Origin of the sequence: Curtobacterium sp. MCBD17_034, assembly GCF_003234515.1 — a bacterium.
Lineage (GTDB): Bacteria > Actinomycetota > Actinomycetes > Actinomycetales > Microbacteriaceae > Curtobacterium.
The window spans coordinates 116,184-140,530 of the sequence record NZ_QKTN01000008.1; the positions used below are offsets into that span (position 1 = coordinate 116,184).

Sequence of the window (24,347 nt, forward strand, 5' to 3'; positions counted from 1 at the left end):
GGTAAGGCTAACCTAAGAGCGCGGGTGTCGTCCACGGCCCGGCCCGAACCGCGAAGATGGACCGGTGCAGTTCTCCTCCGCTGACGCACTGGTCGTCCCCGCGCACGCGCTCGCGACCGTGACGAACGTCCTCGACCTCGCGGGGGTGTTCGCGTCCGCGCTGCTCGGCGGGTCGCTCGCGCGCGAGATGGACTTCGACCTGTTCGGGTTCCTCGTGGTCGGGTTCGTCTCGGGGCTCGGCGGCGGGATCCTCCGCGACGTCCTGCTCCAGGACGGCCCGCCGGTCGCGCTGACCGACCCGCTGTACGTCCCGGTGGCGCTCGTCGGAGCGCTCGTGGCGTTCTTCGTCTCGATCTCGGAGCGGGCGTGGGACCGCCTGTTCACGGTGCTCGACGCAGCCGTCATCGGGTTCTGGGCCGTGGTCGGCGTGCAGCGGACGTTCGACGCGCACCTGGGCTGGGGTCCGGCGATCATCATGGGCACCGTGACCGCGGTCGGGGGCAGTGCGGCCCGTGACCTCCTGCTCCGGCGGGTGCCCGCGGTGCTCGGCGGGAACGCCCTCTACGCGTCCGTCGCCGTGGCCGCGTCGATCGTCATGGTCGTCGCGTCGGCGTTGCACGTCCCGACGATCGGCATCGTCGTCGCGATCCTGCTGTCGCTCCTGCTCCGGCTCGGCGCCGTCCGGTACGGCTGGGGGCTGCCGAACGGCCGCGACTGGCAGCCGCAGTCCGCGCTCGCGACGCTCTTCCGCCGGGGTCGGCGGCCCGAGCGCATGCGGCTCCTGCGCCGGTCCCGACGCGGCCGCGAGCGCGACGACCAGGACGGGCCGGCCTCCGCGACCTCGGACGGGCCTCCCGAACACCCCTGACGGCCGTCGCCGTCAGCGCAGCAACGCCCGCCGCTCCATGAGCGCGACCCGGCGGAGCAGCGGCCGCCGCTGTCCGGCCGGGAGGACCGCCACCGCGCCCCGGAACCGCCGCAGCTCCTCGCCGATCCCGTCCGGCGCCCCACCCGCCGGCAGTCCGGCCCGACGCCACGCGAACCACGAGGGACGGAACCCGACGGTCGCGAGCGCGAGCGCGTCGAACGCCTCGTGGACGAGCTCGGTGTCCGCGCGGGCGGCCCGCCACCACGACTGTGCCGTGATCTGGCCGGGGTGGCGTCGGTAGAGGACCGCCGGGACCCGGTCCCGCACGAGCCGGAGCCCCGCACCGGCAGCGCGGAGCCAGAGGTCGTAGTCCTCGGACGCGACGGATCGGCATCCGCCGAGGTCTCGGATCACCCGGGTGCGCGCGGTCATCGTCGGGTTCATGAAGGGGTTCTCGAGCAGCAGCGCGAACGGCGCCGCCGCAGCGGACAGTCGCCGGAGCGGTTGCGGGCGCGCGACGGGTGTGCCGGGGAGCCAGTCGACCGCGGGCGCGAACACGAGGTCCGCGGACCGCAGCAGGGCGAGCTGCCGCCGGAACCGGAACGGCGCGCACACGTCGTCCGCGTCCATGCGTGCGACGACGGGCGCCGTGACCTCGTCGAGCAGGGTGTTCATGCCGGCGGCGATCCCGACGCTCGGCCCGACCAGGACGCGGAGCCGGGCGTCCCGGATCCGCTCGAGCACCCCGAGCGTGTCGTCCGTGCTGCCGTCGTCGCGCACCAGGAGCTCGCCGTCCTCGGGGAGCGCGCGGAGGACCGTCCGCACGGCCGTGCCGACCGTGCCGGCCGCGTTCCGGGCAGGCATGACGCAGGTGATCGTGGGCATGGCGGTCCTCCTCGGCGTTCCGGGCATGCTGCCGGGACCGCGGCGCGCCGCATCCGCCGGGAGGCGCGGCACCACCGGTCCGCGCCCGTCGCGTCACCCGCGGCCTCACCCGGAGCGGTGGGAATCCGCCGGAGGGCCGTCGCCCGCCGTCCCGGTCCGCCGCCATCCGCTCGGGCTCGGTTCAGTCATCCTCGCTGATCGCGGCGAGGCGGAGCTCCTCGACGTCGAACCGGCCCTGCACGCGACGCATCACCGCGTCGTCGATGGCCCGGGAGCGTCGGAGGTCGTCGACGGCCGTCCGCTTTGCCTCGAGCAGCGCGAGCCGCAGCGCGATGTCGGCCTGCTCGGCCTCCCGTTCGAGCTGGATCTCGTCGGGCTCGCCGTCCGTCGCATCCTCAGCAGCCCCGCCGATCGGGTCCTCCGCGTCGGAGCCGTCGGCACCCGCAGCCATGGCTTCGCCGGCCGATCCGCCCGTGCCGCCGATCACCGCGGCGGACACGGTCACCCCGGCGTCCGCCGCCGCCCGACTCGCCGCCGCGGCGTCGCCCTCGGCGGCCTCCGCATCGCGCCGCAGCCGCTCGAGGCGGCGCCCGTAGTCGGCGCGCAGGTCCTCGCGGACCTCCTCGGGCGACTCGAGCCGGCTCGCGACGTCGTCGAGCGAATCGAGCGCCCCCTGCAGGGCCGCCCGCTCTGCCTCGATCTCCTCCCGTTGCTCCTCGGGATCCTCGGGCAGGCGTGCCCATCGCACGATCACGGGCATCGTGAGTCCCTCGACCACGAGCGTCACGAGGATGACGACGAACGTCGCCGCGATGACGAGGTCGCGGTCGTGGACCGGGCTCCCGTCGGACATGGCGCGCGGGACACCGAGCGCGGCCGCGAGGGACACCGCACCCCGGAACCCGGCCCACGCGATCGGCATGCGCTCCCGGAAGTGCAGGTGCCGGTCGCGCTCCCCCGCCCGCCGGTCGAGCAACCGGCTCGCGTACGGGGTCGTGTTGACCCAGAGGAACCGCATGCCGATCACCGCGGCGGTGCTCCCGAGCCCGAGCGCGAGTGCCGTCACCCAGTCGTCGTGGAGCACGGCGAGGAGCGTCGGGTGGAAGTCGAGTCCGACGAGCACGAACAGCGCGCCGTTGAGCAGGTAGGACGTGACCTGCCAGAAGCCGTACCCCTGGATCCGCGCGTGCGCACTGATGACGCGGTGCCCGATCTGCGTCAGGAGCAACCCCGCCGTGACCACCGAGACGACCCCGGAGACGCCGAACAGCTCGGCGGGCAGGTACGCGAGGAACGGGGTGAGCACGCTGAGCGTGTTCTCGAGCAGCCGGTTGTCGAGGTACCGCCGCACCCAGTAGACGATGAGACCGACCGCCAGGCCGATCGCGATGCCGAACCCGTACGAGGCGAAGAACCGCACGACCGCGCCCCACACGTCGATGTCCTGCCCGCTCACCACGGCGCCCACGGCGACCGAGTAGAGGACGAGCGCGGTGCCGTCGTTGACGAGGCTCTCGGCACGGAGCGTCGTGATGAGCCGCCGGGGCAACCGCGCGGCCACCGCAGCGACCGCCGTGGCGTCGGTCGGGGCGAGGACCGCGCCGAGCGTGATCGACAGCGCCCAGGTCAGCCCGAGCAGGTGTGCGACGACCGCGACCACCGCGGCCGTGGCGAACACGAGACCCACCGCGAGCAGCGCGATCGTGCGCAGGTTGCTCCGGATCTCGCGCAGTGACGTGTTGAGGGACTCCCAGTACAGGAGTGCGGGGAGGAACAGCAGCAGCACCGCTTCGGACGGCAGCCGCACGCCGCCGAGCCCCGGCAGGAACCCGACCCCCGCGCCGAGCACCAGGAGGACGAGCGGCGCCGCGACGCGGATGCGTTGGGCGACCACGCCCCCGACGAGGATGGTCGCGCCGAGCACGACGGCGAGCTCGAGTCCGTCCACCCGTCCTGTCTACTCGGCGGCGGGCCGGGACACCGCCTCGGGGTCGGTTGCAGCACGTCCTCAGCAGCGCGGCGGGGACCTCCTCGGCGGGTCGCGACGGGACCTACTCGGCGGGTCGCGGCGCCTGCGATGCAGCATGTCGGCGCCCGCGACCGGTCCACGCTCTCGACGGCGCGAGAGACGGTGGCCACACCCGGGACAGCACCCGGCGCCAGGGTGACACGGCTGCGTCGAGCCCGACCCGGACCTCCCGAACGGCGTCCCGCAACCGGTCCTGGTCGACCGGTGCGGTACCCGGTCGTGCGTAGCGCTCGCGGTCGAGCGCGTCGACCACCGTCCCCAGCGGCGTCAGCGTCGCCGGCGGCAGGGTGGCGCCCAGGCGCGTCAGCACCGCTCGGGCCGTCCGGGCCGCGAGCGCGGGATCGTCCGGCGGCACCGTCGCCGGCGGGAACCCGTGGTCGGCGACGTCGTCGATCACCTCGCGCCAGGCGTTCGCGGCGGGATCGCGACCGGTCTGGACCAGTCCGAGACGTCGACGACGGCGGAGGGTGCGGAACAGTCCCGGACCGACCACCGCACCGAGCGCCACGAGGACCGCGAGGGCGATCTCCCACGTCGCCGAGCCGCGGTCCGATCCGCCCGTCCCAGCGCCGGACGCAGCATCCGGCGTCGGCGACGCCGACGAGGGCTGCGCGGTCGGCTGGTTCGCGGGCGCGGAGCGGAGCGGCGTGACCGTCGGGAGCGAGGTCGGCGACGCGGTGGCGGGCAGCTCGGCGTCCGACTGGTCCTGTGCGACCGGCGTCGGCTCGAAGCCCACCCAGCCGGCGCCCTTGATGTACAACTCGGGCCACGAGTGCAGCTGCCGGTTCGAGACGACGTACTCGCCGTCCTTCTGCGTGCCGCCCGGCCGGTACCCGACCGCGATGCGCGACGGGATCCCGAGCACCCGGGCCATGACCGCCATCGCCGAGGCGAAGTGCACGCAGTACCCGGCCCGCACCTGCAGGAACTTCGCGACGACGTCCATGCTGTCGCCGTCGTACCCCTGCTCGACGGGTGCCGTCTCGGAGTAGGTGAAGCGGCCGCTCCGGAACCACGACTCGAGCGCGCGTGCCTGCTCGTACTGGTCGCCGGCCGTCCCGGCGACGCGCTCGGCGGCGGTGCGGATGCTCCCTGGGAGGTTGCGCGGCAGCTGGAGGTCGGTGCGGAGCTGGGCGGACGACGGACGGTTCCAGTCGCCACTCGCGATCATGCCGAAGCGACCGTGCTGGGCGATCGCGTCGAGGTAGGGGTTGGCGAACGTCGCGACCCCGTACGCCTGGTAGACGTCGCCGCGGCGGGTCGTCTGCCCGGTGGACCGGACGGTGTTCGACCGCCCCATCCACCGCCACTGGGTGAGGTCGAGCGCGGTCGACCGGGACTGGATCCCGACCGCACCCGACGGCAGCGGCAGGTACTGGCTCGACAGCCCCGTGACCCGGACCTGGACGTCCTCGCGGCTGGCGACCCGCGGGTTCACCCCGGTGGCGAACTGGCCCTGGTCAGCGCTCGGGGCGGTGCTGGCATCGACCACCGAGGGCACCCAGTCGCCCGTGCCGAACTCGTCGAGGTCCGCGAGCTTGAGGTACTCCGGCACCCCCGTCGTCGTCCGGTAGCGGAACACCTCGATCTCGCTCGGACGCCGCAGGTCGTCACCGAGTTTGAGGAGCGTGCCGGGGCGCCCGGGGTTGATCGGGGCCTGGATCGCGCCCGTGACCCCCGACAGCCAGCTGGCGTCGATCGGGACGACGGTCGGCAGGCCCACCGCGACGACGAGGGCGACCGCGCCGATCACCATCGCCGGGAACGCCTGCTGCACGGGCCGGACCGACAACCAGAGGACGAGCAGGAACGCCATGCCCGTGAGCACGACGAGCACCACGCTCGGCGCCGTTCCCGTCACGATCCCGGGGACGACGAGTGCGACGAACGCGGGCACGGCGGCGAGGGCGGCCGTGGGCGCGATGACCGCGACGAACAGGGCGACGCCGGCGGTCCAGACGAGCGTGACGGACACGACGAGCTGCACCGCGTCGGTCTCGGGGAGCGGCGCGGGGTTCACCTTGATCGCGAGCAGCGCCTGCCCGAGCGCGCCGCTGCGGTCGAGCCACCCGAGCGGCTCGGTGCCGTCGAGGATCGCCAGCGCGCATGAACCGCCGACGAGGGTGACGACGAGCGCGACGAAGCGGGCCCACCGCGGGCGGGTGCGGACGGCGAGCATCACGCCCACGAGCAGGGCGGTGACGACGAGCGCGGAGACCCACCACGCGATCCCCTGCACGAGCGGGCGGACGGCGAGCGACGCCACGACCACGGGCAGCGCCGCGGCGGCCACGAGCGTGCGGCTCGGCGTGCCCGGGTCCTCGTCGGTGCGGTCGTCGCGCTCGAGGACGTCACGGCCCGTGACCGGGCGACGGGCGGTGTCGGTCATCGGGCACTCCCGCCCACGGGAACCACGAGGATGCGCCATCCGGCACGGTCGAGGACCCCGCGAGCGGCGGCGTCCGGTGGCGTGATCGCCACGAGGAGCCCGCGCGAGGCCGGGGGCGTGCGGGCGACGAGCTCGGACGCCTGCTCCGCCGTGCACTGGCCCGTGACGACCGCGGTCATGCCGTGCACGTCGACGGCGCGGACCTCGGGCAGGACCTCGGCCACCGGGCGCGCGTCGGAGCGCAGCGCGACGTCGGCGAGTCCGACGAGCACGGACGCCAGGTCCCCCGCGGGCGACGGCTGGACGTCGTCCGCGGTGACGAGGGCGACGCGGGACGTCCGCGCGGCGAGCACCCGTGCGACGCTCGCGGCGACGACGACCGCGTGCTCGAACGCGGCGTCCCCGGCCATGTCGGACAGCTCGGCGAACGGCTCGCGGCCGAGCTCCTGGTAGGAGGCGCGGCGCACGTCGAGCAGGACGGTCGCCTCGGGCGGCTGGGCCTGTGCGGTCTGCCGGACGTGGAGTTCGCCGCGCTTGGCGCTCTGCCCCCAGTGCACGCGGCGGATGGGATCGCCCGGTCGGTAGGGCCGGAGTTCGCTGTCGTCCGCGGACCCGCCTTGGCCGGTTCGTCCGGCCTCGGCCGAGACCGCACCCGAGAGCACGCCCGTCTCGATCGCGCCGAGCACCGTGGTGCGGGGCACGACCACGATCTCCTGCGCCGCCACGACGACCCGGTCGACGTGGACGAGTCCGAACGGGTCGGCGACACGGACCGTCGCCGGACCCAACCGGGGACGACCGCGGCGCGCGGCGATGGCCTCGACCGTGAGCCGCGCCGGGGGACGACCCGACCCGACGTCGACGAGGGCCTCGAGGTCCCCTGCCGATGCGAAGTGGTCGTCGAGGCGGTCACGCACGAGCACCCGCACGACGCCGAGCGCCCGCTGCCGACCCTCGACCAGCAGCGTGGCGCGGAACACGGCACCGGCCTCGATCGTCGTACGCGGGACCTGCCGGGTCGCCCGGATCGGTCCGGCGGCGACCATCGCGACGACGGCGCCGAGGACGACGAGCACGAGGACGAGGAGCCCGGCCGTCACCGCGAGGCTCGTCGTCGCCACGAGCCCGGCCCCGACCAGACCGATGCCCACCGCGACCGTGGTCCACCCGCGTGAGGTCGGCCGCGGCAGGGCGACCCGACCGCGGCGGGTCCCGGGCATCAGGACCGCACGGCCGCGGCGCCGAACGGCACCGCCGTGTCGGCGACGATACGGACGACGACGTCACGAGCGGCGTCCTCGGCACCGCCGCCGAGGTTCCGGGCGACGGGCACGAGGCGGTGCGCGAGCACGACCGGGGCGAGCGCGGCGACGTCGTCGGGGGTGACGAACGGACGACCCTCGAGCGCGGCGCGAGCGCGTGCGGCGCCGGCGAGGTGCAGGGTCGACCGCGGACTCGCACCGAGCAGCAGGTCCGGGTGCCTCCGGGTCGAGCGGACGATGTCGACGACGTAGCCCTCGACGTCGGGCGCGACGTGCACGGCGTGCACGGCCCGGATCATCGCCGCGAGGGTCGCGACGTCGACGATGGGCCGCAGTGCCGACATCGGGTCGCCGACGCCACGGCTGCGGAGCATCTCGCGTTCGGCGTCGAGGCTCGGGTAGCCCATCGTGATACGGGCCATGAAGCGGTCACGCTGTGCCTCGGGCAGTGGGTACGTGCCCTCCATGTCGATGGGGTTCTGCGTCGCGACGATCATGAACGGCGACTCGAGGGGCCGTGTCACGCCGTCGACCGTGACCTGCGACTCCGCCATGGCCTCGAGCAGGGCGGACTGGGTCTTGGGGCTCGTCCGGTTGATCTCGTCGCCGATGACCACGTTCGCGAACACGGGCCCGGGGGCGAACCGGAAGGACCCGGACGCCTGGTCGTAGATGTTCACGCCCGTCACGTCGGACGGCAGCATGTCGCTCGTGAACTGGATGCGGCTCACCGACCCACCGACCGTGGCCGCGAGGGCCTTCGCGAGCACGGTCTTGCCGACACCCGGGACGTCCTCCACGAGCAGGTGCCCCTCGGCCAGCATGACCGTCAGCGCGGTGCGGATCGCCTCGGTCTTGCCGTCCACGACCGTGCCCACCGCACGCACGATCGCGTCGCCCGCGGAGCGGATCTCGTCGACCGGGAACGATGCCCCCGCCCCGCCCGGTCCCCCCGGATCGGCGACGTCAGCGCTGTGTGGCAAGCCGGACCTCCAGGCTCGTAGGACGTGTCCGGGAATGCTACCTCGGGCCGATGGCAGCCCCCTCCGCGACGGCGGGCGCCGTCCTGTACCCCTCTCGGTGGCAGGATCGGTGCATGGCGGACCACGTTCTCGAGCCCACGACCGACACGGCAATCGACGTCTTCACGGCGGAGCGCGCGCCCGTCCTGCGGGCGTCCCCCGGCGACACCGTCACCGTCCGCACGCTGAGCGCGGCCGGGTACCTCGAACGGCAGCAGGAGCCGGGCCAGGAGGTCCCGACACTCATCACGAGCCGCCGCGGCCACTGCCTCGTCGGCCCCGTCGCGCTCACCGGCGCGCTGCCCGGGCAGGTGCTCGCCGTGCGGTTCGACGCCCTGGTCCCCGGGACCTGGGGCTACACCGGCTCGGGCGGCGTCGACAACGAGCTGAACCGGGCCCTCGGTCTCGCCGACACCGCGACGCGGGGGCCGCTGCTCTGGGACATCGACGCCGAGGCCGGCGTGGCACGGAACCAGCTCGGCCTGGGCGTCCGGACCGCACCGTTCCTCGGCGTCGTGGGCGTGCCTCCCGAGCCGACCGGCGAGCACTCGACCATCCCGCCGCGGCCCGTCGGCGGCGGGAACATCGACTGCCGCGAGCTCGTCGCAGGCGCGACGCTGTACCTCCCGGTCACCGTGCCGGACGCGCTCCTGTTCGTCGGCGACGGCCACGCCGCGCAGGGCGACGGCGAGGTCTCGGGCACCGCCGTCGAGTGCGACATGACGACGACGATGACGCTGTCCCTGCTCGACACGGCACCGGTCCCGGGCGTCCACGCCGACACCCCGGCGGGTCGGATCACCTTCGGGTTCGACGCCGACCTCAACGCGGCGACCGCCACGGCCCTGAACGCCATGGTCGACTGGATCGCTGCGCTGCACGACGTCACCCGCGCGCAGGCCCTGGCGATGGCGAGTGTCGCCGTCAGCATGCGGGTCACCCAGATCGCGAACCAGACGTGGGGCGTGCACGCGCTGCTGCCGCACGACGCGATCCTCGTCTGAGGCGGCGCACCGCCTCCGCCGTCGCGCGGCGTCGCACCGACTCGCACCGACATAGATGAGCCGCGGAACGGACTGTGAACCGGGGCGATGCGCGGCTCCTGGTCCGTTCCGCGGCTCATCCCGCTGGCGCGGCCGCCGCGCCGGGTCAGTCAGCCTCGCAGGCGATCCCGTCCTTGTCGGCGTCGAGCTTGCTGTTCGCCGAGTACAGGGCGTTGTCCTTCTTGACGGTGCCCTTGAGCTTGCGGTGCTCGACGCTGCCGTTGGTGTGGTGCACCGTGTTGTACGTCACCGAGGTCTTGGCGATGCCGCCCGAGTAGACCTTGTGCACGGCGGTGCAGTTGGCGTACTTGGTGGTGGCTGCCTCGGCGGCGGTGGCGTTGCCGACCCCGGCGACCGCGACCGCCGTGAGCACGAGGCCGATGGTGATGGCGCGCTTGCGCATGTTCCCCTCCGTGCGCCGCCGGGTTCGGGTCCGCGGCGCTGCGACCGGATCCACCGATCAGCGTCAGCATAGGGGTAGCGAGGAGTCCTCGCGTACCCACGAAGTGGCGGTGTCCGGAGGGTCGTCAGTACGACGGATCCTGGCGCCGGCCGCTCCGCTCCGCGAAGGCGTCGAGGGCGTCGAGCACCTCCGGGTTCAGCCACACCCGGTTCCGCCGCTGGCCGTTGACCATCCGGAGGATCCCGCGCTCGGTCAACTGCTGCAGCGCGTTGTCCACCGCCGGTTGGCTCGCGCCCGTGCGCTCGCGTGCGAGCCGAGCGTTGAGTGCCGGGTGCTCGATGGACACCCGCGCGAGCCGTCGCGCGGTCGAGTCCGCACGGAGGCCCGTCAACCGACCGTCCCACTCGTGCTGCAGTCGCGCCAGGTCCTCGGCGAGCACGGTCGCGTTGCGGAGCGCTGCGAGTGAGGCCGTCGCGAACACGGCCAAGATCGGGGCCACGTCCCCCCGCCGATAGGCGTCGAGCGCATCGAAGTACGCGTCGACGTCCGTGAGGATGCCGCTGCTGACCGGGATCGTCATGTGTCGGATCAGCCGACCGTTGCGGAGGATGGCCTGCACGAGCGCGCGGCCCGTCCGGCCGTTCCCGTCGGGGAACGGGTGGATGGTCTCGAACTGCGCATGTGCGACGGCCGCCTGGACGAGGACGGGGAGGTCCGTCCGCCTGGTGAACGCGACGAGATCGGCCATCGCATCCGCCACGCGTTCGTGGTGCGGCGGGACGAACGCCGCGTCGTGCGGGAGTGCGCCCCCGATCCACACCTGCTCCGCGCGGTACCCGCCGACCAGCCGGGGTGCGGAGCTCTCGAGCAACTGGCGGTGCATCTCGATGATCGTCGCGTCGCTGATGTCGTCGGCGAGGGCGATCGCTGCTTCCATGGCGCGGACGTTGCGGACGATGAGCGGCGCGTTGCCCTGGATCCGCTCGTCGATCTCCGCCTCGGCGATGGCTCGAGCGCCGGAGGTCAGGTGCTCGATCTGCGAGCTCGACGCGGACTCGCTGCGGAGCAGGACCGCCGAGAACGGCGCCGGGAATCCCGCGAACTCCGCATCGAACCGGGTGATCATCCTGGACGCATCATCGACCTCGGCGAGGACCTCGGTGGGGATCGTGAAGGGCATCGCGGCGATCGCCGGTGGAACGGCGGCGAGGTAGGGCGCGCGACGCCGCTCGGCTGCTCGTCGGGAGAGCAGGTCCGGGTTGTGCACAGGCGGGAGCACGCGCTCCTCGTACCGCACCGCCGGACCGTCCTGCCCTGCCGGACTCGCTCCTGAACTCATCGGTCGCCACCCCCTTGCATAAGGTTACGGCACAACCTTATGTAAGGCTGGCGCAACGACAAGGCCCGGACGCCCAAGCGACCCACGGACGCCAGCGGCATCTCCTCAGCATCGCGACTACAGCTCACCCTGGTCCCACAACCCCTCGCTCCGTTGCTCGCGTCGCCATCGTGCCGATCTCGCCGCGGTGATCCGGCGACCCCGTTGGGACGCGAGTCGACATGGCGTCGGCGGCAGGCCGAAGCAATCTGCGGGGCTCGCACCCGACGCGCGACGGGCAGCGGCACAGGAGGGGACGCGACACGACGGCCGCGCCCCCTCGAGCCGCTCCCCACCCCGCGCATGCCGATCGGATACGGCCGCGCCCTGGGGCTCGCGAGGAGCGACGCCTCTGCTGTGTACGTGTCCGCGCACCGGATCAGACGACCCGGATGTGATCGCGCGCGCGACGGAGCCGATGCTACGAGTCCCCAGAACGGCGGACAACGGGCGCGTTGTCCCCATTTCGAGGGTCTGCGTGGCGCGGCTCAGGCGCACCGGTCCGGGAGGCGGTGGTCCCGCCCGTCGCTCGGCTCCCCTATGATGGTGGTCGCGTGCTCGCTCCGGTGGGCACCGGGAGACGTCGCATAGTCAGGCCTAGTGCACCACCCTGCTAAGGTGGAGTTCCCTTTCGGGAACCGTGGGTTCAAATCCCACCGTCTCCGCCGTATCCGGCGTCGAGCTCCACGGATCCCTGCTCTACGGGTTCTGAGCCACCGCTGCCCGCCCCGCCCGACCGCCTACCCCGCGACCCCCGAGTCGTCCACGTCGGTGAGCACCAGCGTCAGGGGCGACCCCTCGGCCGGGAACGCGACGTCGGGCGCCCGCCCATCGTTCCGGTACGGCCCCGCGTCCCACCGGAGCGTCCACGCGACGCGGCGGCCGCCGTCGTCGAAGGCGTCCGTGACGGCCGTCCGCACGGCCAGACCGGGGTACCGCCCGGGGTCGACGGACCGCTGTGTGAGTTCGGGCGGGGTCGTGGTGGTCGGGATGGGCGCGTCCGCGACGCTGTGTGCGCTGCCGACGCTCGCCCCGCTCGCCACCGTGATCGCGCGGGCCGGTCCGTTCGACCGCGCATAGCCGATGACGACGTCGTTCGGTGCCGCAGCCGGGACCGGTGTCGACACGCTCGTCACCGCGATGCCCTGCTGCGCGGTGCCGAGTCGGGCGAGGTCGTAGGCCCCGCTCCAGCCCGAAACCTGCGTCACGACCCACTGCCGGGAGGCCCCGTCCGGCCTGGCCACGAAGAGCTGCGTCGTCCGCCCGCTCCCGCTGCCGACGTACTTGTAGTAGGCGATCACCGGTCGCCCTGCACGGTCGAACCCGATGCGCGTCGCGTCGTTGAGCAGACCGCTCCCGGTGAGTGGGAGGTCGTCCACCACGACCCCAGGCGTCCCGAACGTGATGGTCGGCGGGAGCGTCGTCCCGTCGAGGCCGTACCACTGGCGCAGGTCCTGGCTCCGCGCCGCCGAGAGCCGTCCGTTCGTGTCCGCGTCCGTCGGATCCCCGCGCCAGACCCACACCATCCACCACCATCCGTCGGGCCCGTGCACCGGCACGCTCGGATAGGGGCTGACGTCGCTCGAAATGCCCTCGAGCAGGATGCGGCCGTCGGGGTACGGCGCGTACCGCATGTCCTCCCCCGCGACGCTCACCCACCGCTTCGACGACTCGACGTACCCGTACAGGAACTGGTTGCCGCGGCCGGACTCCCCGTTCCGCCACGACAGGAACACCTGCCCCTGGGGGCCTCGGAAGAACGTCGGGTAGCTGCAGGCGCCGAGCTCCGCACCGGCGTCGAGGTACCGCCGGACCTCGGCACCCGTGCGGTCCTTCACCACCCAGACGCCGTCCATGGGCCCCGGCGCGTCCTTGCTCCGGAGCGTGGTCGGGTCGTCCGCCGACGTGGTCCGCCAGTACCGGAGCGCGGTGTTGTGGTTGTTTCCGGTGACGTGCAGGTCCCCCTGCCGGTCGACGACCGCGGACACCAGGTTGTGCGAGTCGTTGATGTTCCCGTTGCTCGCCGTCACCGTCGCCTGCCCCTGGTCGAACACGACGGCGGCGCCGGCACCGTCGAGCAGCGTGGTGTCCGATCGGGTGCGGGCCGTCGCGCCGGAGACGTCGACGTCGAGCACGCCCATCGTCCGGTCGGCCCGGTACCGGGCGATGAGGACGTGCCCGTTCCGGGGGTTCCGCACGACCGCCTGCGGGATCATCATCCCCGCCCAGCAGTGCGCGGGACTCCCGTCGGGGGCCGGGACGCTGACGGTTCGGACGACGCTCATGGCACTCCTCCTGTCCGAGCCGACGATGTGTCGACTCGGGCAGGACGGTACGACGAGCGCACCGGCCGGGAGGCCCAGCTCCGGCCCCGCTCACCCCGCACGTCACCTCGTGGTCGCGTCCGCGACCCGAGTGTTCCTCCGGTCACTCGGCCGCGACCGATTCGGCTCCGCTGCCCGGTCCGGCTCGTCAACCGGCCGCGACCGCGCAGGTCCGCTGCTGCGCGGTCTGACCGGTCACGCCGCTGATCGTCTCGGGACGTGCGGAGGCCGAGGTCCCCTCGTGCCCCGCGCCTCCCGACCCTGCCGAGCCGGAGCCGGAGCCGGAGCCGGAATCGGCGCCGGAGCCCGCACTGCCGCTGCCGCCTGAGCCACCGCCGCTCGCACCCGAGGACCCACCCGCCGCGCTGGACACGCCCGACCCGCTCGACCCACCGCTGACCGACTCCGACCCACGGCCCACCGACCCCGCGGCGAGCGAGAACGACCGATCCGAGCGCACCGCCGCCATGAGCTGGCGGGCGGTCGTGGAGTCCGGAACGACCTTGCCGGGGTGGTCCGGGTCGTCCGTGGCGCCCGGGTACTGCACGAACGTGATGCGGTCGAGTCCGATGCCCTGGAACGTCCGCGCCATGGCGACCATGGTCGACGGATCCGTGAGTGTCGTCGAGAGCTTGACCGTGTGCGAGGCGACGCGGGCCAGCCCGTACAGCTTCGCCGGATCGCCGAGCGTGCCGTTGCCCTTGACCTTCCGCACGAGCGACGACAGGAACTGCTGCAGGCTCGAGATCCGGGACAGGTCGCTCTGGTCGCCGATCCCGTGGCGGTCGCGGAGGAACGCCAGCGCGGTCGCCCCCGACACCGTGTGCTCGCCGGCGCGTAACCGGAGGCCCGTGTACGGGTCGTCGACGTCGTCCGTCACGCAGACGGGGACACCGCCGATCGCGTCGGAGAGTCCGATGATGCCGTCGAAGCTCATCTGCGCGGCGTACGGGATGCGCAGTCCGCTGACCTGCTCGACGGTCCTCACCACGCAGCCCAGGCCGCCGCGCCCGTACGCCTCGTTGAGCGGGGTGTCCTGCACCGCGGCAGTCGTCGTCCCGTGGCTCGTGCAGGCCGGCTGGTCGACGAGCAGGTCGCGGGGGAAGCTGATCGCGACGGCCTGCGTGTGGTCCGCGGACACGTGCAGCAGCACGTTCGCGTCGTTGAGCGTCGCCTGCCGGACCCCGTACTCGGTGCCCTGCCCGGGGTCGTTGTCGGCAGCCACGGCCAGGACGTTGAACGCGCCGTCGGTGCTCTGCCCGCCCGCTCCCCCGACGTCGACCGCGTTCTGGGCGATCCGGTGCCCCAGGTCGTAGGCGGCGTAGGCAGTGAGTGAGCCGGCGGTCACGACACTGATGCCGGCGAGCATCGCCACGCCCACCAGGAGTCGCGCCGGCCGGAACCCGCGGTGCCGTCGACCGTGCCGTGCGCCGATCACACGACCGCCCGGACCCCGGAGGATCGTCGGCTCCCGCCGCGGGTCGGTGAGGTCGTCGAAGTCGGACACGACGCTTCCTCCTGGCAGTTCGGGCTGACGGCTTGGGTGCCGTCGTCCGCGGGGACGATACCCGAGGGGGTGGCCACCGCCGGGATCCCCTCGGCGTGCCCCCGAATGGGGGTCACGTCGACGGAGCGTCAGGCCCCCGCGCGCGCGATCGAATGCCCCTTGATGACGCGGTCCGCGCCCGTACGGATCGCGTTGACGAGCTCCGACATCGCGACGCTCGGCGGTCCGGCACGCGACACGAGCGTGAACTCCGTCCAGCCCGGGTCCGGCAGTCCGGTCAGTGGGACCAACCCGGCCGGGAGGATCGACCCGGGGTGCACGGTCACGCCCAGCCCGGCGTACACCGCTGCCCGGATGCCCTGTTGGCTCGCGGACACGCAGGTGATCCGGTAGGGACGGCCGGCACCCTCGAGCGCGGCGACGGCGGCATCACGGGTGACGCTCGTGCCGGGGTAGGTGACGAGGTGCACGGGTTCGTCCGGGTCGACGACCTCACCCTCGCGCCCGGCCCACACGAGCGGGTCGCGGAACACCAGGTCGCCGACGTCCTCGCTCGGACGGCGCTTGACGAGGGCGAGGTCGAGCCGGTTGCTCCGGACCTCTTCGCGCAGTTCCGCCGTCAGCCCGACCCGGAGGTCGAGGTCCACCGAGGGGTACGCGTTCCGGAAGTCGAGCAGGATGTCCGGCAGACCGGTCGCGACGATGTCCTCGGACGCACCGAACCGGATGTGACCGGCGAGTCCGGTGTCCGTGAAGTACGCCTCGGCCTGTCCCTGTGCGGCGAGGATCTCGCGGGCGAAGCGGACCATGGCCATGCCGTCCGGTGTCAGCTCCACGGCGTGCGTGTCCCGTCGGAACAGTTGACGACCGGTCTGTCGCTCGAGTCGGGCGACGTGTCCGCTGATCGTCGACTGCCGCAGACCGAGGTCCTTGGCAGCAGCGGTGAAGCCCCCCGTGCGCTCCACGGCGAGGAAGCTCGTGAGCAGTGCGGTCTCGAACATCATGGGCCCTCCTATCACGAATTGCGATCACGCTAGCAGCGGTAGCCGAGTTCCGCGATGGCAGTCGTTCAGTGGAGGTCGCGTCTGTGGGTCCCTCGGTCGAACGCAGCGAGCGCGTCGGCGAAGGCGTCGAGGTGACGGATGGCCGCGACGAGGTCCTCGTCCCACACCGCCCCGAGCGCTGACGCCAGCGAGCTCGCGCGTTCCGCGGCCCCGACGGCGACGTCCAACCCGTGCCGGCCGGCGACCTCACGCATGTAGAAGGCGTCGAGCACGGGCAGCTGCGCCGCGAGCCAGTCCGCACTCACCGGGCGATCGAGGCGCCGGAGCGTCCACTCGGCGAGGACGGCGAACCGACCGGCGTCGGATCGGCAGGCCCGGAGCGCGGTCGCATCGAACGCCCCGACGTCGACCGGCGGGTCGCTCCGATGACGCTCGATGGACGATGTCGGGTACGGCACCGCGAGCAGACCCTGCGCGATCTGCACCCGCTCGACCATGTGCGCCGGCGTCCAGGGCGCGATGACCACGCCGACGTAGCGCTGTACCTGGACGAGCCGCAACGCCTCGAGCGGGACGAGGGCCTCGCGCACCGGAGTCCGGGACACCCCGAGTTCGGCGGCGATCCCGTCGAGCCGCAACCGCTGCCCGGACCGGTACTCCCCGCGCAGGATCCGGTGGACCAGCCGCGTGAACACCGCGTCGCGCAGGAGGTCACGGCGCACCGCGCCACCCACCCCTGCGTCCGGACCGGTCATGCCCCCACCCGGCGTCTCGTCGATCGGCACGACGCCGGTGTCGAGCCCGACAGCATCCGCGCGCGTCGCTGACCGACCGAGCCCGGCGGCTGGCGCAGCGTTGGTCCGCGCACCACCATCGGCGGGGGACGTCGTCCGTCCACCCGGGACCGGGGCGCGATCTGAGCGGTGCATCACGACACCCTCGCTCAGCGGCATCGGCCTGCACCCCGCCGGACGTGCCGACTCGGGACGAGCGCACTCGGACCCTCGATGTGGACGGGGCAGGACCTCAGATCGCGGGTGCCGCGGCAGCTGCCGACCGCAGCCAGCCGGCCGACCCCGACGACGGTCGTCCACGCCACCGCACCCGTCCGCGCCACCGCACCCGTCCGCGCCACCGCACCCGTCCACGCCACCGCACCGACCTGGATGCCCCGCGCTCGCCCCGGTTCGACTCCGCCCTGCGCTGACCCCATGTCGCCTCCGCCCCTGGTCCGGAGCGCGTGGCTTCCACACGCTCGAACCGGAAGGCTGCCAGGCGACCGTTCGATGCGCCAAACATCCTGAATACGGGATACGAAGTACGAAGTCGAACCCCGAGCGGCGCGGAGCCGCGCCTACCGGCGCGCGCGCGCCCGGTCGGCGCGGTCGCTCGTGCGCGCCCCGCCTCCCACGACCGAGAGCGGCTGCGTGACGGACTCCAGGCCCTTCCGCGCCGCGTCCACCCCGAAGATCAGGGCGATCACACCACCGAGCACCATGATCGCTGCCCCCATGAGGTAGCCCCAGAACAGCGGGGTGCGGCTCGAGCCGTCGCCGATGAACGCGCCGTAGATGAGGGGCGCGACCGCGCCGAAGATCTGCGCGAGGGCGAAGAAGTACGAGATCGCCTGCGACCGCAGCTCGAGTGGGAAGATCTCGCTCACCGTCAGGTACGCGCTCGACGCGCCGGCGGACGCGAAGAAGAACGAGACGCACCAGAACACGGTCTGCCACGTGGCGCTGATCGCGTCGGCCTGGAACAGGAACGCCGAGACGGCCAGCACGATCCCCGAGACCAGGTAGGTCAGGAAGATCATCTGCCGACGGCCCCAGGTGTCGAACAGGCGACCGAGCACGAGCGGCCCGAGCAGGTTGCCGATCGCGAACGGGAAGAAGTAGATCGACGTCTGCGAGGTCTGCAGGCCGTAGAAGTTCGTGAGCACGAGCGCGTACGTGAAGAAGATCGCGTTGTACAGGAACGACTGCGTGATCATCATGGTCGCGCCCACGAGCGTCCGCGTGGGGTACTGCCGGAACAGCACACCGACGATCGTGCGGAAGCCGACGCGGTCGAGCGGCGTGACGTCCATCGCCTTCGACTCGTCGACCCGCTCGAGCGGTCGGCCCGACTCCCGCTCGACCTCGGCCTCGATCCGGGTCACGGTGTCGTCGGCCTCCTGCTCGCGCCCGTGGGTCATGAGCCATCGCGGACTCTCCGGGATGTGTCGCCGCAGGAAGATGATGAGGATGCCGAGCACCGGGCCGATGAAGAACCCGATGCGCCAGCCGACGTTCTCCGAGAAGTTCGCGGTGTTGAGCAGGTAGATGTTCGCGGCCGCACCGATCGCGGCACCGCCCCAGTACGTGCCGTTGATCGCGATGTCCACGTGTCCGCGGAACCGCGACGGGATGAGCTCGTCGATCGCGGAGTTGATCGCCGCGTACTCGCCACCGATACCGAGGCCGGCCACGAACCGGAACACCGCGAGGAACGCGAAGTCCGGCGCGAACCCGGCGATGCCCGAGCCGACCAGGTAGATCGCGAGGGTCAGGAGGAACAGCTTCCGTCGACCCAGCCGGTCCGAGAGCCGCCCGAACACGAGCGCGCCGATGACCTGTCCGAACAGGTAGATCGTGCCGAGGTCGGCGACCTCCTGGGTCGAGAGGCCGAGCGGCTTCTGGAATCCCGCGTTCGACACGATCTGGATCTCGAGACCGTCCAGGACCCACGAGATCCCGAGGCCGACCACGATCGACCAGTGGAACCGGGTCCAGGGCAAGCGATCCATCCGAGCCGGGACGAGACTCCTGGTCGGCTGATCACGAACGGCGCCGGTGCTGCTCATGTCGGTGTTCCTCCTCGCACGGCCGCCCCTCGGCGGCACGCACCGGTGACCGTACGCTGGACGCGCGTCGAGTGTTCGCGGGTTCGGGCTACCGTCGCAGGATGGCTGTCCGACCGCACCGTGTGGCGGTGCTCGTGTTGCCCGGCGCGAAGCCGCTCGACGTCGGGATCCCCGCCCAGGTGTTCGCCAACCGGCCGAGCATGCCGTACGAGGTGCGCGTCTGTGGCCCGAGCGTCGGCACCGTCCGCGGCGGGGACGGCCTCGCGTACGCGGTGGGACGCGGGCTCGAGGCCGTCGACTGGGCGCAGACCGTGTTCGTGCCCGGGTACCGATTCCCGGCGGACACGCCGCCGCCTCCCGAGGTCGTCACGGCACTCCGCGACGCGCACGAGCGCGGCAAGCGTGTCGCCGCGATCTCGACCGGGGCGTTCGCGCTCGCTGCGGCGGGCCTCCTGGACGGGCGCCGGGCGACGACCCACTGGCACTACACGCGGGTGCTGCAGGACCGGTACCCCGGCGTCGAGGTGGACGAGGACGTGCTCTTCGTCGACGAGGGGTCGGTGCTCACGAGCGCGGGGGCGGCGAGCGGCATCGACCTCTGCCTCCACATCGTCCGACGCGACCACGGCGTCGGGCTCGCGAACCACGTCGCCCGACGGCTCGTGAGCGCGCCCCACCGGAGCGGCGGCCAGGCCCAGTACATCGAACGGACCGTGCCGGACCCGACCGACGACACCTTCGCGACGACGCGTGAATGGGTGTTGCGTCACCTCGGCGACGCCCTGACGCTCGACGCCCTCGCCGCGCACGCGAACGTGTCCGCCCGGACGTTCTCACGCCGCTTCGTGGCGAGCACCGGCTCCACGCCGATGCAGTGGGTGCTCCGGGCACGCGTCGACCTGGCGCGGGAGCTGCTCGAACGCTCGGACCTCGCCGTCGACCAGGTGGCCGCGCGGGTGGGGCTCGGGACGGACGCCAACCTGCGTCTGCACTTCCGGCGGATCCTCGGCATCTCCCCTACCGCTTACCGTCGCGTGTTCCAGCAGTAGCCCTGGCGCGATCCTCCCGGATCATGACGTTCCTGCCACTGGAGCGGGCCTCCCGGCTCGATGACGATGAGCGGAGGAACGGAAGGAACCCACATGACCCGCATCGGCATCAACGGATTCGGCCGCATCGGCCGCAACACCCTGCGCGCGCTCCTGGCCCGCGGCGGCGAGGACCTCGTGGTCGTCGCCGTCAACGACCTCACCGCACCCGCGACCCTCGCCCACCTGTTCCGCTACGACTCCGCACTCGGCCCCTTCGATGGCACCGTGGAGGTCGACGACGACACGCTCGTGGTCGACGGTCAGCGGATCCGCGTGCTCGCCGAGCGCGATCCGTCGGCGCTGCCCTGGGCCGACCTGGGCGTCGAGGTCGTCCTCGAGTCGACCGGCCGCTTCACGGCACGGGAGGCCGCTGCGCAGCACCTCGAGGCGGGCGCCCGTCGCGTGCTCGTGAGCGCACCGGCCACCGGGGCGGACGTGACGCTCGCCTACGGCGTGAACACCGACGCGTTCGACCCGGCCACGCACACCGTCGTCAGCAACGCGAGCTGCACGACGAACGCCCTCGCGCCGCTCGCAAGCGTCCTCGACGACCTCGCCGGCATCGAGCACGGGTTCATGACGACCGTGCACGCGTACACGCAGGAACAGAACCTGCAGGACGGCCCGCATCGGGACCTCCGGCGAGCGCGGGCCGCGGGCGTGAACATCGTCCCGACGACCACCGGCGCCGCGAAGGCCATCGGACTCGTGCTCCCCCGACTCGACGGCAAGCTCTCGGGCGACTCCATCCGGGTGCCCGTCCCCGTGGGGTCGATCGTCGAGCTGAACACCGTCGTGGCCCGTGACGTCACGGTCGACGAGGTGAACGCCGCCTACCGTGCGGCTGCCGACGGGCCACTCGCCGGGGTGCTCGCGTACACGGCGGACCCGCTCGTGTCGACCGACATCACGGGACGTCCGGAGTCGAGCGTGTTCGACTCGCTCCTCACGCGCGTCGACGGCGGCCGCCACGTCAAGGTCGTCGCCTGGTACGACAACGAGTGGGGGTTCTCGAACCGGGTGGTCGACGCGCTCGGACTGCTCGCGCGCGCCGCCGCGCACGCCGCGTAGCCCGTCGGCGGAGGGTGTGGGATTCGAACCCACGAGACATCACTGCCCACTTGTTTTCAAGACAAGCTCCATCGGCCGCTCGGACAACCCTCCTGGCTGGACCACCTGACGGTGGCGACCGGCGCGTGCGAGTCTAGCGAGCCTCCCGGCCGGGAGGCACGGCCTCGGCCAGCCGCGCCGCTCGCCCTGCCGACCCTCCCGTCGAGATCGCAGTTGTTGCCGCTCTGAGCACCCCCAGAGCGGCACCTTCTGCGATCTCGCGATGCGGCGGACGAGCGGCAGCCGGGACGGCCGGGAGGCGCCTCCCGCACCCCGTGACGGAACCGTGATCGGCGTGACGGAACCGTGATCGACAGGCCGCGGCGCACCGACGACGGAACCACCAAGATGAGCGTCGGGGGACGTGGAGCGGATGTCACGGGGCACCGGCGTCTCCCGGAACGGAACGCCTCGATGTCCACCACACCGCGGTCCGCGATCGTCCTGATCGCCGCGACCGCTCTCGTCGTCACCCTCGCCGGCTGCAGCACCTCGACCGCGGCCGACCCCGCCACCACGGTCGGCCACACCGGACGCCCGAGCGCGTCGGCCACCACGACGACGCCCATGCCCAGCACGACCGCGTACGACTCCCCGTTGTTCAGCGCCCACTTCGGCAGCTGTCCCGTCTGGTCGTACTGGTTGAGCATCGACCGGACGGAGTCGCTCGTCTGCTGCGGTGCGACGGTGGCGGCGAGCTGGACCTGGCTGCGGTAGATGTCCCAGCCGGAGTAGTTGGCGTACTCGGTGTGTCCCTTCGCAGCGGTGTGGACCTGCCCGTCGAAGCCGGCGTACTGCCCGTTCACATCACTGAAGACGTTCGGGTGCAGCAGCGCGTGGTACATCGCGGTGTAGAACGTCTTCTGCGCCGCGGTGTCGCCGCCCCCGACCTGGATCTTCGAGAAGATCGCGTTCCAGGACGCCGTCGCGGCGCTCTCGACGTGGTCGAACGCGAACGTGCCGTTCTCGGTCGTGCGGTTCTTCTTGGCGTTCGCCGTGCTCACGTAGGAGATGCCGACGTTCGTCTGCACGGTCGCCTTCGACGACGTGTCGAAGCTGACGTACGCGCCGTCGGCTCCCTCGACCGGCGGCGCGGCCGCACGCGACCTGGTCTGCGGGGAGGTCGCGGTGGCGCCCGCCCCGCCGGTCGCGCCGGGCGAGGCCTTGCCGGTCACGTTCGGCACGGTCTGCCGCTGCCCGGTGGACGAGCGCGGCTGCAGGGTGCCCGCCTTGCCCGAGGGGCTGCGCGGCGCGAGGTTCCGGGTGACCGTGGCCTGCTTCGCGCCAGCGTCCACCGTCGAGTCCTGGTAGGTCCCGTAGCCGGTGATGGCGTGGTCGAAGGTCATGTCGAAGTAGAGCGTGTACTTGTCGGTCGCCCCGCAGAAGTCCCCGCTCGTCACCGATCCCTGGATCTCCTTCGGTCCGACGACACGGAAGCTGGTCGCCGAGGAACCCGCTGCGCTGTCGGACAGCTTGAGGAGGAGGTTCGCCTGCGCGTCCTTGGGGAACGTGAACCGGCCCGCTCCCGTGCGGAGCGTCGAGGTGAGCTCGCTCGTGATCCCACCCGCGGTCAGCTCGTAGGAGCCCGCGTGCGCAGTCTCCGCGGCGTGGTCCAGCGGGAGCGTCGCGGCGTCCGGCGATGCACCGACCGAGCCGCTCGTCGGCAGGATCGGGATGTCACCCGACGCGGCGCACCCGGGACCGGAGATGTGCGTCAGGCTGAAGCCGGTCACCGACGAGTCGTTGTACTCGTAGCCGCCGCCAGCTGGCCGGGACGGCGTGTCCGGGCTCCACTGGACCATCCCGAAGGGCACGTCGGCCCCGGGGAAATCGTCCACCGCGCCGGATGTCCCGATGATCGGGTCCACCAGGGACGCGGGGTCGCTGACGTATGTGGGCGCCGCTTGCGCGACGCCGGACGGCACGAGGGCCGCTGCGGCGAGCGCCGCGACGGAGACCCCCAGCAACACTGCTGGAGGTCGACGGAATTTCGACAAGGGTTCCCCTTCGATCGCAGCGGCGCACGCCACGGTCGAACCCCGATCGCAGTGACGTCGCTATCAACTGGATGGCGTCATGCTGGACCCGGGGAACGGGTGGAGTGAAGCATTCCGCACGGATCGTCCCCCACGAACGGGGGGCAGGTCCGCACAAGGGCGGACACCGTTCCGGAGCCTCAGGGTCGCACTGCGCGCGCAGGTCGCGGCCAGCGGGTCAGGGGCGCCCGTCCTGCGCGTCGATCACGCCGGGAGTCGGACTCGTCCCGCTGAAGGCGTCGCGCATCGTCGCGACCCCCTGCTGCGGATGCGCCCGGTCGAGGTACTTCGCCCGGGACGCCTTCCGCGGCTCGGGGTCCGTGTGCATCGCGGCGTTGCGGTCCCGACGCAGGGCCTCGTCGGCCTCGCCCTCGCGGTTGAACGACCACATGAGCATCGGGTCGCCGAGGGGCAACGGCTGCGGCGGGTGCTCCCCCATCGGCGTGCTGTGCCAGGTGTGCCAGGTCTTGCCGTACGAGTTGACGAGGTGCCCCATCAGCTCCGTCTCGATGGCGACCGGCAGTCCGGGCGCGACGAGTTCCCCGGAGAACACCTCGTGGTTGTGCGGGTGCCACGCGGCCCGTTCCTCCTCGGGGAGCGTTCCGTACAACGCCTCGGAGACGATGTACTCGATGCCGATCAGGTTCGCGTCGCGCGTGTTGCCGTCGAAGAGGACGCACTGGAGCATGTCCGCGTTCACCACCTTGCAGAAGTGGTGCGCCTCCATCTGCAGGTCCGGCTCCCCCTTGACGCAGTGGAAACCGACGACGTAGACGTCGAACCCGGCCAACGGTGCGGTGGTCTGCAGGACGTCGGCGCCGCGGTCGAGCAGGGCGAGTTCGAACCCGCCGGGCCGGCCGGGAGGCACGACACCGGTCGAGCGGTTCGCGACAGCTGGATTCAGGGGCACGATGCATCTCCTCGGGCTCGGAACTCGTGCTCATCGCACTCCGCGCTGCCTGCGCGTCGCCCCAGGGCGCGCCGCGGGTCGTCGCCGGGCGGGCCCAGGACTCGGACCCGCGGGGGCGCCCGTTCCGGTGCATCCGCCGCCGACTCCCCCGTTGTCGTGCGACCGCCGCGCTGTCGGGAACAGGCGGTCTTTCGGGGGTGGGTGGTCGGCGGCGGATGCACCGGAACTGTCTCTTATACAC

18 protein-coding genes and 2 tRNA genes are annotated in these 24,347 nt (G+C 72.5%); 5 read left to right on the plus strand and 15 right to left on the minus strand.

Translation table 11 applies throughout. The features are described from left to right. The first annotated feature begins 64 nt into the window (after positions 1-64). Positions 65-868, plus strand: coding sequence for a trimeric intracellular cation channel family protein (locus tag DEI92_RS13530; RefSeq protein ID WP_258370204.1), 804 nt, complete (start codon positions 65-67; stop codon positions 866-868). Between the two features lie 12 nt (positions 869-880). On the opposite strand, the gene DEI92_RS13535 is transcribed toward DEI92_RS13530, so the two are convergent. The 5 genes from DEI92_RS13535 to DEI92_RS13555 all read right to left on the minus strand — a co-directional run bounded on the left by DEI92_RS13535 (position 881) and on the right by DEI92_RS13555 (position 8,416). Continuing rightward, positions 881-1,753, minus strand: a complete 873-nt coding sequence (locus tag DEI92_RS13535) for a glycosyltransferase family 2 protein (RefSeq protein ID WP_181434909.1) — start codon at positions 1,751-1,753, stop codon at positions 881-883. A 181-nt stretch (positions 1,754-1,934) separates the two neighbouring features. Beyond that, positions 1,935-3,701: a Na+/H+ antiporter gene (locus DEI92_RS13540; protein ID WP_111013857.1), complete on the minus strand. Its 1,767-nt coding sequence runs from the start codon at positions 3,699-3,701 to the stop codon at positions 1,935-1,937. A 103-nt stretch (positions 3,702-3,804) separates the two neighbouring features. After that, positions 3,805-6,171 (minus strand): transglutaminaseTgpA domain-containing protein, encoded by a 2,367-nt coding sequence (locus DEI92_RS13545; RefSeq protein ID WP_111013858.1) that lies wholly within the window; start codon positions 6,169-6,171, stop codon positions 3,805-3,807. Continuing rightward, complete coding sequence (locus tag DEI92_RS13550; RefSeq protein WP_111013859.1) at positions 6,168-7,391, minus strand: DUF58 domain-containing protein; 1,224 nt, start codon at positions 7,389-7,391, stop codon at positions 6,168-6,170. The genes DEI92_RS13545 and DEI92_RS13550 overlap by 4 nt, the downstream gene beginning before the upstream one ends. Further along, positions 7,391-8,416 (minus strand): MoxR family ATPase, encoded by a 1,026-nt coding sequence (locus tag DEI92_RS13555; RefSeq protein WP_111013860.1) that lies wholly within the window; start codon positions 8,414-8,416, stop codon positions 7,391-7,393. The genes DEI92_RS13550 and DEI92_RS13555 overlap by 1 nt, the downstream gene beginning before the upstream one ends. A gap of 113 nt (positions 8,417-8,529) precedes the next feature. Between DEI92_RS13555 and DEI92_RS13560 the strand changes: the two genes are divergently transcribed. Further along, a complete protein-coding gene (locus DEI92_RS13560; protein WP_111010077.1) occupies positions 8,530-9,459 on the plus strand; it encodes an acetamidase/formamidase family protein in 930 nt (309 codons plus the stop codon). A 145-nt stretch (positions 9,460-9,604) separates the two neighbouring features. Here the strand turns inward: DEI92_RS13560 and DEI92_RS13565 are convergent, their stop codons facing one another. Continuing rightward, complete coding sequence (locus DEI92_RS13565; protein WP_111013861.1) at positions 9,605-9,901, minus strand: excalibur calcium-binding domain-containing protein; 297 nt, start codon at positions 9,899-9,901, stop codon at positions 9,605-9,607. A gap of 124 nt (positions 9,902-10,025) precedes the next feature. Then, positions 10,026-11,180 carry a Fic family protein gene (locus tag DEI92_RS13570; RefSeq protein WP_258370205.1) on the minus strand — a complete coding sequence of 385 codons (1,155 nt, stop codon included), beginning with the start codon at positions 11,178-11,180 and terminating at the stop codon, positions 10,026-10,028. Between the two features lie 675 nt (positions 11,181-11,855). On the opposite strand from DEI92_RS13570, the gene DEI92_RS13575 reads away from it, so the two are divergent. Beyond that, a tRNA-Ser gene (locus tag DEI92_RS13575) sits at positions 11,856-11,944 on the plus strand. 75 nt (positions 11,945-12,019) lie between these two features. Here DEI92_RS13575 and DEI92_RS13580 read toward each other — a convergent pair. From DEI92_RS13580 to DEI92_RS13605, 5 genes are all read right to left on the minus strand, one after another. After that, the gene (locus DEI92_RS13580) at positions 12,020-13,564 is read right to left on the minus strand and encodes a BNR-4 repeat-containing protein (RefSeq protein WP_111013863.1); all 1,545 of its coding nucleotides are present in this window, start codon (positions 13,562-13,564) and stop codon (positions 12,020-12,022) included. Positions 13,565-13,751: 187 nt separating this feature from the next. Beyond that, positions 13,752-15,110: an LCP family protein gene (locus DEI92_RS13585; RefSeq protein WP_111013864.1), complete on the minus strand. Its 1,359-nt coding sequence runs from the start codon at positions 15,108-15,110 to the stop codon at positions 13,752-13,754. A 128-nt stretch (positions 15,111-15,238) separates the two neighbouring features. Beyond that, positions 15,239-16,114, minus strand: coding sequence for a LysR family transcriptional regulator (locus tag DEI92_RS13590; RefSeq protein ID WP_220035650.1), 876 nt, complete (start codon positions 16,112-16,114; stop codon positions 15,239-15,241). 65 nt (positions 16,115-16,179) lie between these two features. Next, the gene (locus DEI92_RS13595; RefSeq protein WP_146242793.1) at positions 16,180-16,899 is read right to left on the minus strand and encodes a GntR family transcriptional regulator; all 720 of its coding nucleotides are present in this window, start codon (positions 16,897-16,899) and stop codon (positions 16,180-16,182) included. A 569-nt stretch (positions 16,900-17,468) separates the two neighbouring features. Beyond that, positions 17,469-18,959 carry an MFS transporter gene (locus tag DEI92_RS13605; RefSeq protein WP_181434911.1) on the minus strand — a complete coding sequence of 497 codons (1,491 nt, stop codon included), beginning with the start codon at positions 18,957-18,959 and terminating at the stop codon, positions 17,469-17,471. 101 nt (positions 18,960-19,060) lie between these two features. Between DEI92_RS13605 and DEI92_RS13610 the strand changes: the two genes are divergently transcribed. Both DEI92_RS13610 and gap read left to right on the plus strand, forming a co-directional pair. Then, a complete protein-coding gene (locus DEI92_RS13610) occupies positions 19,061-20,008 on the plus strand; it encodes a GlxA family transcriptional regulator (RefSeq protein WP_111013868.1) in 948 nt (315 codons plus the stop codon). Between the two features lie 93 nt (positions 20,009-20,101). Next, positions 20,102-21,121: a type I glyceraldehyde-3-phosphate dehydrogenase gene (gene gap, locus DEI92_RS13615; RefSeq protein WP_111013869.1), complete on the plus strand. Its 1,020-nt coding sequence runs from the start codon at positions 20,102-20,104 to the stop codon at positions 21,119-21,121. A gap of 8 nt (positions 21,122-21,129) precedes the next feature. Here gap and DEI92_RS13620 read toward each other — a convergent pair. The 3 genes from DEI92_RS13620 to DEI92_RS13630 all read right to left on the minus strand — a co-directional run bounded on the left by DEI92_RS13620 (position 21,130) and on the right by DEI92_RS13630 (position 24,106). Next, positions 21,130-21,214 (minus strand) — tRNA-Ser (locus DEI92_RS13620). After that, a complete protein-coding gene (locus tag DEI92_RS16580) occupies positions 21,178-23,130 on the minus strand; it encodes a glycoside hydrolase domain-containing protein (RefSeq protein ID WP_181434913.1) in 1,953 nt (650 codons plus the stop codon). Before DEI92_RS16580 ends, DEI92_RS13620 begins: the two co-directional genes overlap by 37 nt. A gap of 244 nt (positions 23,131-23,374) precedes the next feature. Further along, positions 23,375-24,106: an OBAP family protein gene (locus tag DEI92_RS13630; protein ID WP_258370206.1), complete on the minus strand. Its 732-nt coding sequence runs from the start codon at positions 24,104-24,106 to the stop codon at positions 23,375-23,377. Positions 24,107-24,347: the final 241 nt, after the last annotated feature.

Coding starts and splice junctions, on each gene's coding strand:
- DEI92_RS13535 (WP_181434909.1), bottom strand. CDS start 1,753: ATGCCCACGATCACCTGCGTCATGCCTGCCCGGAACGCGGCCGGCACG.
- DEI92_RS13545 (WP_111013858.1), bottom strand. CDS start 6,171: ATGACCGACACCGCCCGTCGCCCGGTCACGGGCCGTGACGTCCTCGAG.
- DEI92_RS13550 (WP_111013859.1), bottom strand. CDS start 7,391: ATGCCCGGGACCCGCCGCGGTCGGGTCGCCCTGCCGCGGCCGACCTCA.
- DEI92_RS13560 (WP_111010077.1), top strand. CDS start 8,530: ATGGCGGACCACGTTCTCGAGCCCACGACCGACACGGCAATCGACGTC.
- DEI92_RS13565 (WP_111013861.1), bottom strand. CDS start 9,901: ATGCGCAAGCGCGCCATCACCATCGGCCTCGTGCTCACGGCGGTCGCG.
- DEI92_RS13580 (WP_111013863.1), bottom strand. CDS start 13,564: ATGAGCGTCGTCCGAACCGTCAGCGTCCCGGCCCCCGACGGGAGTCCC.
- DEI92_RS13590 (WP_220035650.1), bottom strand. CDS start 16,114: ATGATGTTCGAGACCGCACTGCTCACGAGCTTCCTCGCCGTGGAGCGC.
- DEI92_RS13605 (WP_181434911.1), bottom strand. CDS start 18,959: ATGAGCAGCACCGGCGCCGTTCGTGATCAGCCGACCAGGAGTCTCGTC.
- DEI92_RS13610 (WP_111013868.1), top strand. CDS start 19,061: ATGGCTGTCCGACCGCACCGTGTGGCGGTGCTCGTGTTGCCCGGCGCG.
- gap (WP_111013869.1), top strand. CDS start 20,102: ATGACCCGCATCGGCATCAACGGATTCGGCCGCATCGGCCGCAACACC.